The organism is Bacillus sp. 7_6_55CFAA_CT2 (genome assembly GCF_000238655.1).
GTDB lineage: Bacteria > Bacillota > Bacilli > Bacillales > Bacillaceae_G > Bacillus_A > Bacillus_A cereus.
On the sequence record NZ_JH414712.1, the window covers coordinates 75,255 to 89,623 of the forward strand.

Here is a 14,369-nt window from a genome sequence, read left to right on the forward strand (position 1 = left end):
ATAAATTTATCAGATTGTATTTGTTATATTAAGCTTAACATTAACTTAGGATACATCTTAAGATTTGTAATGATAAAAAAGCACCATACCATCGCAGCGTTCATTATTACTAATTTATACGCGTTATCAACACTGTTAAATAAGACATATCTATCCTAAAGCCACATTATACGTTTAGATATAAATATATCTAAACGTATAATATTAATGTGCCGAATTCCTTGTGAACGCTATGCGTTCACGTTTTACGAATCGTTAAATTAACGTTTCGTAAGCGTTCATTTTTTTATTCCTACAGTATTAAACATCTTGCGCCTCAAACAGCCTGTAAGGATGTTTGGAGATGCAAGATTATTAAATAAAAAGACACTCCATTTCTTATTTGTTAGGTGGCTATTCTCGTAATTCATATACTTTATAAATAAAATACTTCCTTCTTATGATTTAAACTTGTGTTAATACCTTTATCATAATGTGTGTTATAAGAATGAAACTCTCATGAACATCTATAACACAGCTAAAATTAGTGGATTTCTTGAAATACGCCCTTGGAAGATTATACTTTGCTCCTTGCAAGTTGATCCCTGTTTAAAGAATTTAATACGATATATTTTTACTTCATTTAGTTGAAATTGTTTTTATAACATTTAGTACTAATTATAAAATATATTATATTATAATAATTAAGTAATATATAGAATACTAATTTATGTATAGATATATTTTATTTTTATCATTCAAATGGAACAAAACATCATATGAATCCTTATTTTATTTATTCATACATCTGTTAGGTGTAACACTCTTTAAATAACTCCTAACGTTGTAGTTAAGGGATTAGTCGGTAAAATAACGGATAGCGTTCACGTGAAAATAAACACTAAAATAACACTTTGATAACGTTTAGATTCTCCAAGAATCCCGATACCTTAAAATATTCACTTAACCTTTATAGATTATAGTTAGGATTAATAATTTAAATTTATAACATCTTCGATTTGGTAACATCATTTAAAAGCATAGTTGCTTAAAAGTAGCACTCTCAAAATTATTGCATAAATTTTATCAATCTCTGACAAAGAACCATTTCCTCAAAAATGTGAACGTGGTAGGTGTATGCCAATTGACGTAAGCCAAAATGCTTGGCTTGTTATCATATAATTGTAGATATTGCTTTTTATGAATTCTTAAGATAGGATGTTGGTTGCAGAAAACTCATTGCAATTGTAAACTATCGTCCCATGCTTGACGAAATTATGAAAAACAGGATAAAACAGTAATCTCATATATTAAATAGATCGCAATATTGTTAAGAGGTCACAGTTTCACATAAATAGTATTCTCATATTAAATACATCCTATACAAAAAATTGTTAGTAGTGTTAAAAATATTTTCTGAGGGTTTCATGACCGTTTTTATAACGTTCATGAAACCCTCAATGTGTGATAGTAACTTTCGTTACACTCATAAATCCCATTATAAAATTTTTCTATTTTTTTATAATTATATTGTAAAGCTAGAAATGAATTGATTTATTTTTTTAGTTAATCCTTGATTAATATATCTATTATAGAATATGCCATAATAATGAAAAATTCATTCGTAAAACCTCTAAAATAAATGCCTAAAGCATGCGATTAGATATAACTATAACTTTCTCCTCATTACATTTTGCCTTCGACTCCAACGTTATTGAAATTACATCTAAGATACATCAAAAAATTATTGCCTTCTTTAGACTACATATGCCAGTTCAAAGTATCATTCGTTCTTCTGAAAAGAATACGTTTTGTTTTTATTAGCTAGTTTCTACTGTTGGAACAAATTTAGCTTTTTTATAAATAAAAAGACTTCTTTTATTCCTAATCCCACATCATTCTCAACAGAAGTACCAATTTTCATTAATTCTTTTATGTATCATCTAACAGTCGTACTAATTCATAGGCTTTACAAACAGCGTTCCACTATAGATTATAGATATTTTTGTTTGATCATCTATTATAACCATATTTCCGTTCGTTTGTTTCTTTTGTAGAATTTTATTTTGTTTGGACTAGAGTAATTCATTTCAAAAAACATATGCTTATATCCATCGTACTTCTCTCCGGACTAAGATTTCTATCTTGAATCTCCTTATATAAAAAAGAAGATTCTTTTAAATTACACTCATATTATCTCTTTACCGAAGCTTCTGCTCTATCCATCAAAAACATCGAATTAATTAATATGTAAATATGCAACTAAAAATTGATTCAAGTAGGCCCCATTACAAAATAACAACGCCTAAATAACACTTCTAAAACGTTCATATAATAAAACTATTGTATTTAATGTAACTTAAGAAACTTAAATATATAATTTTGGTTAAAAAATTTGATGTCTTACCACAAAAATTTAGAGTTAATTTCAAAAATAAAACAAGAGCACTGAAGGTTATTCATTATCTATTTAAATATCTTACTTTTAAACTTTAAGCCAGCATTCCTGTGATCCTCTGTGAACGCTATGCGTTCACGGAGGATCACTTACTACATTCCTACTATAAACAGTAAAAGTATGTAAACCGATTAACACCCTAGATATATATCCAATCCCAAATCATATTATATTAGTTGCTTCAGAAAGTAGTTTTATTTTTCAAAGTATGTTACCAATGAACCTCCTAAAAAACACCTTTTCAACATAGCTTTATATTGCCACTATGATTTAAGTATGTATGTAGAGACTACTTTAATATCTATGTGATTTTTTATATAGAAATACTTCAATTGAAATTCTTTACAGCCTATATAAACTACTTTTTATTATTGAGCTCGAAAAATAAATTTATAGGTTTTATCATTACGTAAACCATTTTCTCTTTAAAACCACCTTTAAATGTTGCTATTACAATGTTTAACGCTTTAAAAACGCCTAGTGTTCATCTGCTAAGTTCGCCAGATAAACACCATAATAACGTTTGTTTAGCAAATATATATGAATCTGTAATTAATCCTGTTCAATTTTTATATTCAAATCAAATTTCATAGATTCTCTATTCTTTTAAAGGAGTGCTGCAGATACAAATAGAACATATACAACAAAATACATATTGTAACTTGATATGTAGAGGGTTAATTTGCATACTACTTTTTTAGTCTTTTAGTTATAGTTATCATCAAAATAGCCAAAAACAAACTTATATAGTAAAGATCTCAGTTTAAAACCGTCTTTCAATGCGTTACTACACCAAAAAACATCTAATCTTCCAATCTCATTTCTTTTATCAGCTATTTGTTTATAAAAAACATTGAAATCGTTGATATAAAGGGGTTTAACGCATTAATAACGCCTAGCGTTCACATAATATCAAACACCGAAATAACACCTTTATAACGTTTATTCGGCTAACCATTTTAACTATTCAAGTATGTATAAGTCATATTCGTAATTAATCTTATTTGCTTTCTAATTTTCTTCCTCCTGATTAAAATGTATACCTCATTCCACTAGATATCCCTTGGATTCCCAAAATATATCATCAATAGTCTATTCGTAAACCATAGAAACAACATGATATTTTAAAAGGCATCTTCGACAAACGTATTCCTCCCACCAATAACGCCTTTTATATTTTATAGATATCCAAAAGATATCTAATACATATCTAAAAAATACAAAAGATCAGAAATCTCCCGAAACAACCCAACACATCTCGATTTATTATCTATTTTTATATTTATTTTATATCTATTTTATATTTTAAGTATATTTTTTATTCATAAACCTTATAAAACCCTTGTTGTTAAAGGTTTTATAGGTTATAATATATTTATTAGATATAAATTAGAAATAAATTTCATAGAGGTGATGTATAATGGCAAGTTTAAAAGGCAAAACTCTTCATATAGACATAGAAGGTGATATTGGGAACGATTCATTTAAAGGTTACATCAATGGTGAATACATAAAAATGAAAAATGTATATCAAAGTGTTTACTCAATGCCTAATGTTACAGAGACAAACATCCAAAAAAACGTAGTTAATTTAGTAGATAATATGTTCGTGAATATTGCTAGTAAATCAATTCGAAGATCCGGAATGTATTTCATTGGTAATCGAGCGATGTTAACAGGGAAAAATCCTAAAAACATGAACATTAAAGTCGGTCAAAAATACAATGATGATTTGCCTCTAATTAATATGCTAGGATTAATTGCAAACAAATCAGTTCAACTTGAATGGGAACGCACAGAAGAACTACCACAATCAATCAATGTGACTGTCGACCTTATTTCAGCTATCCCAGCAAGCCAATGGACACCCGTAAACGCTAAACATTTAGAACAGCGTTTTACTAATTCAAATCATGTTGTAGTGGTTTATGTAGGAGAAGAGCAGGTAACGGTTAGCTTAACATTTAATAGTGCAAACATTACACAAGAGGGTGTTCCTCCGTTATTTGCAATTCTTGAAGGGGAAGAGGAGATGTTTACTGATTTCACTAAACTATATGCAAAAAAACTTGAAATCAAAAAAATTGACGGCTCTTTCTTTAAAAACAAAAAGATTCTACATGCTGATATTGGGGATGGAACAACTGAGTATATCTATACAGTTGGCGTGAACCCCGTAATTGATGCTTGTAGCGGTGAAAGACGTGGTGTCGGTCATGCTACAGAAGAAGCTGTAAAATTATTAAATCAAGAACGTGGCACAAACATTAAACGCCAACAATTCTCTCAAATTCTTCAAGATATAGATCATAAATACCATGAAGAGGCAACAACCCACTTTAATATTACAAAAGTGGAACAAGCTGAACTAATCCTAGAAGATACAGATGAAAAATATGTAAACAATACAGCCAGTGAAGCTGAAGTTTTATGTGTGTATGGTGGGGGAAGTATTACTTTTAAAGATGAATTATATAATCAATTATTAGAGTATTGTGAGCGAGTTGGAATGTACTTATTGTGGATTCCAGAGAAATACGCTGTAGATATGAATGCTAAGGGGATGCAAATTATCAAGAAAATTCTTTCTCGAAAAAAGGTGAAATAGTATGTCCGACAAAAAAAGAGAATCCTTCTTCTGGAACCTCAAGAAGATTGAGAATGAAGAATTCTTTAAATGGTTCGAGTCACAAAGCAATATAGCCGATTCTTTGTATAAACTTGTTTGCTATTTTATTGATAAACACGGTTTACAAGACGTGGCTGATTATAAGATACAGCAACAAATGCAAAAGGAAATTTTACTTCAAGATAAAGACTTTTTAAATGATGTTAAGCGTATACTTTTAAATAATTCAAACCTTACTATTCAAAAAGAAAGCCAAGCAATTGAAGAAGAGGTAGCTGATTCAAATAGAATAATCTCATCTAATGAAAAGAATTCTACTTCTAAAGATACACATATAGAAAATGAATCAACAACTGAAAAAGCAGTACTAAAAGATGAATATGAAGATCTGGATACGGCCAATTTATTTGGTAGCTAGCGTTATTACTCCATGATAAAAAAGAGTCCCTATTTTAGGGACTCTTTTTTATCATGGAGTTAAGCTTTTTCTACATCTTATCGATAATAATTTGTCTTTTATACCACTGATTTAATTTATCTTTAGCCGTGCCTGAAAGGCGTTTTGTTTTCTTATTATAAAACCTAGAAAGGGTAGGTTGTGATATACCTATTTCTTTTGAAAGTTCTCGCATTGTAATATTTTTATTCACATGGAAGAATGATATTTTTTCTCTAATTGAATTTTCATAATCATCAACATCTAAAGTGTTATTTTCTATTTTCACTGGAGACTCTTCTTGTATGATCTCTACTGTTTTTTTCTTCGCTATTTTTTCTATTGAATTCATTAATTCTTTCGGCGGTAAAATGATTATACCTAACTGAGCATAATAGTTCTTAAACCAATTCTTCTTTGTTAACATTTCCTCTTTTAAATCTTCACTGTACTCCCAATGTGATATTACCTTTTCCTTCTCTAAATCAATAAGAACATTTTCTAACTGTTCACGGATACGATTTGGCTTTTGATTTTGATTTATACCCATGACAGCCAGTAATCCCTTATCTCCTCCTATAGAGTAAGGCCTTTTTAAACTAGAAAACATTTGACGAATTCTCCATTGCCAAGTTAAATAACGAATCAATCTCTTATGATATTTATGTCTATAACTATTATATTCTAACGCTTTTTTTGATAATAGTGCCGTTGTACTACTAGAACCATATAAATAACTTGATAAGAAGCTCCCTGGCTTAATCCTGCAAGATTCTATCCCCATATATTCGTTAGTGTTAGTATCTCTCCAGAGTACCACAGAATCTAATACAAAAAGCCTCTTAATAACTTCTCGCTTTACTTCATAATGTTTACCTGCTTCAGCTCGATCATTTAATACAACTACCTCATTATCATCATTTAAATAGATAAAAATACTTGCTAAGGCAGCAATACGTTTGGCAACCTTTATTTTATCTTCTGCTCGATAATATTCTGTGTTATTAGCCTTTGCTTTAGGTATGCTACACATTTCTAATACCTGATTATATGAAAAATCTATGAATTCATCAGGAGACTTTGCCTCTTTTAACCACTGAATAGTAATTGCATCTAAACAGTCAGCAGTTAAATCATCCATATTACTCATTACACCATCAACCAATGTATTCCAACGAGCAGCTTCTTCAATATTTATTAATCTTAAATCTTCATCTTTATGTGAAGAAAGTTGTGCAACTCCACTACTATCTTTCGTTTCAATTGGATAAGATTTCAACTTTGTATTTTCATCTTCTTCAAATTGATTCTTTGCTATGCCATCTCTTAATTTATAATAAACCGCAGAATTATTCACTTCATAGTAATTCTCGTGCTCTAAACTTGTATTAGATTCCTTTGGTTCCTGCACGGTTTCATTGTTTGCTCTTGAAAACTCTTGCTCCACAAATAATCCTATCGCCACATCAATTTCAATTTGGTAAGCTTCTATGTTAGTGAATATTTCCAAAGAGGAGATTCCCTTTTTTTGTTGCTGTTCAAGCCACTGTACAAGCATTGAAAATGATGGGGAAAAATAGTCCGAAGTTACGATCCTACTAGTATCTTCTTTAACTTCTAAGTAATAAGCATTCCATTTATACCACAATTGTTCATTATGTTTATAGATAGGTGCTGATATTACTAATGCATCTTTAAACAATTGTAGAACATTATCCATATATATCCTTCTCCTTATTTAATTTACAATTGAGAATGATTTAAACTTAAATCTATATAGCCTTATGATGTTCCTATTCATGAAAATAAAAAAGAATACAGTAAGTTCTAGCCAACCATCCCTTAGTGATAATCTAGCACGTATGCTTATAACCACTTCTTTTACTGATTATACAAGACTGTATCCATTTGGAAAAGGCAAGACGTTATAAGAAACCTAATATTTTTCAAGGAATTAGCTGAAACATGAAATTTTTTTGCGATATCATGTCCCTTTTGATTAAACATGAAAAAGCTAGGTTATTCATGTTTTAAAATTGCCCTTGTATATATGGTAATACTCATTAAAGTTTACATACAAAGTGAAAATTTATAGCGGTATCATGTCCCTTTTGACTAAAACATGAAAAAATCCAGTCTTACATGTTTCATGAAATTAAACTATATATTTTTTTTCATAATCTTTTCTACCCTTGATACAAAAGGGTTTCTTCTATATTCAAGGTATGAAACAAGAAAATTTATAGCGGTATCATGTCCCTTTCGTGTTTAATAAATCTTCTTAAATCCCTTATATACCATGCATTTATACAACATCTCCTCAAATTTCAGGGAATTATAGAACATGAAAATTTATAGCGGTATCATGTCCCTTTCTATCTGAAAAGATGAATCAATCCTAGCGGTATCGCGTCCCTTTTATAGATAACAAATTTCATATAAATCCCTTTAACATCAATGTTTATTAACGATTTTCACGTGAATTGTAATAAATAGAAATATGAAAATCCACAGCCCTATCATGTCCCTTATGTTTTTATGAAAATAAGCTTCCAATCCCATTAGGACAACGTTTATTAGCAGTTTATAACTCATTTCCTTGTTTATTTAGAACATGAAAATCCATAGTGATATCATGTCCATAAAAAAAATAGAACAAAACCCGAAACCCCTTGATATGAAAGGGATTAACGTACATTTCATTTTTTCATGTTTGCTCTTAAAGGGACCCATTTCATCGAATTTTGATTTGCTATAATTAAAATCGGTATATTTTATATTGTACGGATATGTATATTTTAATTTGTATAGGAGGTGAAAAAGATGAGCAAATCATTTGTTATTCGTAATCAACGTAGTCTGAATGGACAATCTACTAATGCGGTTATCGTTACATTAAAATCTTGGCAAGCACTTGTTGATGCATTGGAAGGAAAATACTATAGCTATAAAGATACATACCTTGAAGATATTATTAATCAAATGTCGTATGAAGAACGTATTGCGGATATCGATGGATTTGTTGCACAGGCAAAGCCATCTTTTTCACGTCATACTATTTCAAAGACAATGGGAAGAAAACATAAATTGTACGGTATTACAAATGCAGATCTTGAAGTATTCCTTTATCTACATAAAAAATGCTATACGAATGGTATTATTCCAAACGTAACAGTACATATGCTTTGGGAAGACTATAAACAATACAAAGAAGAATTGGCATGTATACAGCATTCTCAATTCTATATTGCATTAAGAAAATTAAGCCTACATAACATTATTACGATTGAAAATGAATTAGATAGTCGATACACAATTAAAATAACTCATTTTATGAATGAAGAAACAGAAAAAGCAAATCCTTATGTTTACATTAGTCCTGTAGTCTTTACAAAGGCTTTCTTTGAACTTTCAATAGCATCTAAGAAGCTATTCTTAGATATTGCTATGCAACAGCATAGAGAAACTACATTAAAACGTTCTTTAGACAAACAGGATGAAAGAGGTAATAAGACTCACTTTGGTGGAATGTACCGCTTTCTACATAAGAAGTATCCACATCAAATTCGTGCAGTTATGAAAGAACTAACGACTGTATTGCCTTGTACAGGAACTCCACTATTCAAAATCTGTAAACTACAAAAAGGGGTTCAAAACAAGAAAAAATACACGACTTTATTTTTATCTATTCATCCAGACTTCTTATGTGGAAAAGAATCAGGCGAACTACAGTATCGTGATCCTTTTACTCCAAAGGTTACATATGCCCGTAAAGCCCGATTTATTGAATCTACACTACAAGAAATGCATATTGGGGAATTTACACGAGACATGAATAAATTTATTCATGTACTTAAAAATACCTGTCATCGACAAATCCGTAGTGTAATACATAGTTTGCGTGACATGATTGATCGCACTGAAAAATATCCAAGTAAGTTAGTATATACACTGAAAAAATTACTGAATCAAACATCACAGTATCATATTCTTGATACCGCAGCTAAAGAAGGGATTTATCCTCTTATTACACAACACGTACCAGCAAAACAAAAAGAACAAGCTATATTTGATTTCGGATTGCATTTCTCTATGTACTCTCGCCGAAGCATCAAGAAGCTGTTCCGTAAAACATTTGAGTTATTAAAGAACAAATTTGCCGTACCTGTTACAGAGGAATCTTACCATCGTAATTATCTAAGATATCAAGAAGAAACATTATTTAGAAAATACGCTTATGAACAAGGTGCAAATCTAAATGCTTATATGGCTTTAGAAATAGAAATGCGTGAACTTCTAAAAATAAAAGGACATAAGGAACGCTTTATTCCTAGCGATGTACGTGAATTGTTCATTGAAAAGATAGATAAATTACCAAAAGAAAAGCTAAGGGTAATTGAAGTACCTGGTAGCATAAATTTAATTACCTTTATACGTGCCTTGGAACAGCTGATACGTACTGGAATTCAAGTAACATCAACTGAACAGGTATTAAAAGTAATGGAAGAAATGTAATCATTTTCAGCTCTCTATATTTGAAAAAAAATCAAAGTAGAGGGCTATTCGTGTTGGCTCTATCATTCAAAGTCTTTCTATTAGATACATTTATATACTTTTCTAAAAGATTCTATTGAAAATAGAGTCTTTTTTTATGCACTTTTATACAATAAAAGTTATTCATCATTCTTAATTTCCACAATAGTAACTTGAAAAGGTATCCAATACCTATATAAATAGAGATTTTACTCTACATAAAATCATAAGAAAAATTAAATTTTTAGTGGATATGTTTATAAAAAGTATCATTTGTGAATAAAAATATCATACCATTGTTGTTATATAAGGGTTCCATAAGTAAATCTACTAAAATTCATCAAGTTTTATGTGATTAAATATGAATAACTGAATTAAGTGGACTAAATTATGATTATTGTGTATAGATTGTGTACAAATAACTACAAATTGGGGACAACTATCGAGAATATCTTCTTATTTATGGGTGAATAAATATACTTATCAGTGAATTATTTTTCTTCATTTTTTATGTAGGAATAGTGGTATTATTTTATGATTTTATGTAGAAAGGATGGTACAACAAAGTCTATTTTTACACTCCCATTACATACCATTTATGATTTTTTACAGTAGGGCATGTTAAAAACATTGTCATAGCAAGCTTTATTCTATATTTCATGAACCTATATAAGTTTTATCTTTATATTCTTAATATATATATAAGATATATATTTATATAAGATTTTAAGAAAAGGGGGAATATTTCAGATAGGATGGGGACAAACAATATATTTTTAAATAAAAAACTATTTATATTATATATACTAATGTTTTTAAAATTTATTAATAAAAATTTTTAACTACTAAACACATTAAATAATAATAACTAAATTACATATAAGTGTTAAATATCATTTTAGGTATAGTTACCACCACAAAGAGATTTACGTACTATAACAAATTAATAGTTCTTTACACGGAGATGAATTACTGTTGCTTTAGGAAATTAATAGTTATAAACTTATAGGCAAAGTCAAGATCCTAGCTATAAGTTTGTAAAAATAGAGTATAAATTTATTATACTTTATTAAATTTTTTATACATGAATAGGAGTGATATTTATGCAACTAAAAAATGTAACACCTATGGGATTAAATGATGATGTATTCAAAACAATTATTAATAAAACTGAAAATACATTTCCATCATTTTTTTTCATTAATCCGTCAGGTAATGTTGTCATACCAAAATATTTGAACAAGGATATATGCATGTATGCAGTTTTCGGTGAAACAATGGTTATAATTGATAATGAAATTGAGATATTAAGGCATCAACAAATATTGTATTTTAATGCTGAGGTGTACATTGAATTGAGAAATAATACAACTGAGAATGTAATTGTATATATTGATGGTGTAAATAAGTAATTATTGATTAGAATTATTATAAATATTTGTGAAATACTTCACAAAAAGTACACAATAAAAAATAGTCATTTCATGTATAGTAGGAGTAGTTGAAAATTTCATATTATTATTTGTGAAATACTTCACATGATTTGAGCTTTTACTTAATAGGCAAGATGAAAACAATAAGTTCCAACATTTTAAATCTATTTTTATAGTGATCTGGAGGCTTTAATATGACAAACAAGACAGATGAAAAAGAAGTACAAGCAATGGTCAACGTAGTAATTAAAGATGAAAATGATGTACAAGAAGTTGTTAATACTTTAGTTGAAAATGGAAAAGAAGCACTAAAAGAACTAGAATCTTATACGCAAGAGCAAGTAGATCATATTGTTCATGAAATGGCACTATCTGGATTAGACCAACATATGCCATTAGCAAAAATGGCGGTAGAGGAAACTGGTCGAGGTGTGTATGAGGATAAATGTACAAAAAATATATTTGCAACTGAATATATTTGGCATAGCATAAAAAAAGATAAGACTGTAGGAATTATTCATGAAGATCCACATGAAGAAGTCATTGAAATTGCCGAACCAGTAGGTGTAGTTGCTGGTGTGACACCAGTAACAAATCCCACTTCAACTACTATGTTTAAAGCAATTATTGCAATGAAAACAAGAAATCCAATTATTTTCGCTTTTCATCCATCTGCTCAGCGTTGCTCTGTTGCAGCGGCTAAAATTTTAAGAGATGCTGCAATTAAGGCAGGGGCACCAGAGAATTGCATTCAATGGATCGAAAAACCTTCTGTTGAGGCAACAAAAAGATTAATGAACCATGAGGGGGTTGCACTTGTTCTTGCAACCGGGGGTGCTGGAATGGTGAAATCAGCATATTCTACAGGGAAACCGGCCTTAGGAGTAGGACCTGGGAATGTACCTTGTTATTTAGAGAAATCAGCACATGTAAAACGAGCTGTAAATGATTTAATTTTATCAAAAACATTTGATAATGGTATGATTTGTGCTTCTGAGCAAGCAATCATTGTAGATAAAGAAATCTATAATGGTGTAAAAAAAGAAATGCAAGACAACAACTGTTATTTTGTTACAGAAGAAGAGAGAATAAAATTAGAGAAGCTTGTTATTAATGAAAATACATGTGCAGTAAATAGTGATATCGTTGGGAAATCAGCACATTATATTGCATCATTAGTAGGCATTAAGGTACCAGAAGATACAAAAATACTTGTAGCTGAAATTAAGGGAGTGGGTGCAGAATATCCACTATCACGTGAAAAATTGAGCCCAGTATTAGCTTGTATCAAAGCAAATTCACAAGAAGAAGGATTTAAATACTGTGAAGAAATGTTAAATTTAGGTGGCTTAGGGCATTCAGCGGTTATTCATTCTACAAATAAAGAAGTACAAAAACAATTTGGTTTAAGAATGAAAGCTTGTCGCCTTATTGTAAATTCACCGTCAGCACAAGGTGGGATTGGTGATATATATAACGCATTTATTCCATCTTTAACATTAGGTTGTGGATCATACGGTAAAAATTCTGTTTCTCAAAACGTAACAGCTACACATTTAATAAATGTAAAGCGTTTGGCGAATAGAAAAAATAATATGCAATGGTTCAAATTACCACCTAAGGTTTTTTTTGAAAAACATGCGACACAATATTTAGCTAAGATGCCAAACATTTCACGAGCATTCATTGTAACGGATCCAGGAATGGTAGAACTGGGATATGTGGACACAGTTACACATTACTTACAACAGCATTTAAATGATGTAAAAGTAGGTGTTTTCTCAGAGGTAGAACCAGATCCATCAGATGAAACAGTATTCAAGGGTGCTGAGATGATGAGAAGCTTCAAACCTGATGTAATTATTGCATTGGGCGGAGGTTCAGCAATGGATGCAGCAAAAGGAATGTGGCTATTTTATGAATATCCAGAAACAAAATTCTTTGGAATCAAACAAAAGTTTTTAGATATTAGAAAACGTACATGTAAATTTCCAACACTAGGGCAAAAAGCACAATTTGTTGCGATTCCAACAACATCAGGAACAGGGTCAGAAGTGACACCATTCGCGGTTATTACAGATAAAAAAATAATATAAAATATCCACTTGCTGATTATGAATTAACACCAGATGTAGCAATTATTGATCCACAGTTTGTAATGACAGTGCCACCTCATGTAACAGCAGACACTGGAATGGATGTGTTAACACATGCAATTGAAGCATACGTGTCTATTATGGCAAATGACTATACAGATGGATTGGCCTTAAAAGCCATTGATCTAGTATTTAAATATTTACCAAGAGCATATAAAAATGGAAATGATGAAGAAGCACGTGAGAAAATGCATAATGCTTCTGCAATTGCAGGTATGGCTTTTGCAAATGCATTTCTTGGTATTAATCATAGTTTGGCGCATAAGCTTGGACCAGAATTTCACATTCCACATGGACGCGCTAACGCAATCTTAATGCCGCATGTAATTCGCTATAATGCTATTAAGCCGAGAAAACATGCATTGTTCCCAAAATATGAGCATTTTGTGGCAGATGAACGTTATGCATATATTGCAAGAACATTGGGGTTGCCAGCAAGTACAGTAGAAGAAGGGGTAGAATCTCTGGTACAAGCAATTATCAGCCTTGGAAAAGAATTGAATATTAATATGAGTATTGCAGGACAAGGAGTAAAACAAGAAGCATTTGAAAATGTTGTGGATGTCTTATCGGAAAGAGCATTTGAAGATCAATGTACACCAGCAAATCCGAAACTCCCATTGATTTCAGAATTAAAAGAAGTCTATAAACAAGCATATAAAGGTGTGTAATAAGTTAAGTAGGTATAACTTTTTAAGTTCATAGATTTTGTATTTGATATTTGTAAATATATTGTATATGGGTG

The 14,369-nt window shown here is 30.3% G+C and carries 5 protein-coding genes and 1 pseudogene; 5 read left to right on the forward strand and 1 reads right to left on the reverse strand.

Annotated features, from left to right (window positions below; translation table 11 throughout):
- The first annotated feature begins 3,857 nt into the window (after window positions 1–3,857).
- Complete coding sequence (locus tag HMPREF1014_RS23900) at window positions 3,858–5,045, forward strand: ParM/StbA family protein (RefSeq protein ID WP_000157614.1); 1,188 nt, start codon at window positions 3,858–3,860, stop codon at window positions 5,043–5,045.
- Window position 5,046: 1 nt separating this feature from the next.
- Window positions 5,047–5,484, forward strand: a complete 438-nt coding sequence (locus HMPREF1014_RS23905; RefSeq protein WP_001280892.1) for a hypothetical protein — start codon at window positions 5,047–5,049, stop codon at window positions 5,482–5,484.
- 70 nt (window positions 5,485–5,554) lie between these two features.
- Here the strand turns inward: HMPREF1014_RS23905 and HMPREF1014_RS23910 are convergent, their stop codons facing one another.
- Window positions 5,555–7,222, reverse strand: a complete 1,668-nt coding sequence (locus tag HMPREF1014_RS23910) for a helix-turn-helix domain-containing protein (RefSeq protein WP_000370964.1) — start codon at window positions 7,220–7,222, stop codon at window positions 5,555–5,557.
- Window positions 7,223–8,325: 1,103 nt separating this feature from the next.
- On the opposite strand from HMPREF1014_RS23910, the gene HMPREF1014_RS23915 reads away from it, so the two are divergent.
- The 3 genes and pseudogenes from HMPREF1014_RS23915 to adhE all read left to right on the forward strand — a co-directional run bounded on the left by HMPREF1014_RS23915 (window position 8,326) and on the right by adhE (window position 14,295).
- On the forward strand, window positions 8,326–10,017 hold the full coding sequence (locus HMPREF1014_RS23915) for a hypothetical protein (protein WP_000045390.1): 1,692 nt from the start codon (window positions 8,326–8,328) through the stop codon (window positions 10,015–10,017).
- Window positions 10,018–11,138: 1,121 nt separating this feature from the next.
- Window positions 11,139–11,447, forward strand: coding sequence for a hypothetical protein (locus HMPREF1014_RS23920; RefSeq protein WP_001176239.1), 309 nt, complete (start codon window positions 11,139–11,141; stop codon window positions 11,445–11,447).
- A 251-nt stretch (window positions 11,448–11,698) separates the two neighbouring features.
- Window positions 11,699–14,295, forward strand: a pseudogene (adhE, locus tag HMPREF1014_RS23925) (bifunctional acetaldehyde-CoA/alcohol dehydrogenase).
- Window positions 14,296–14,369 lie beyond the last annotated feature (74 nt).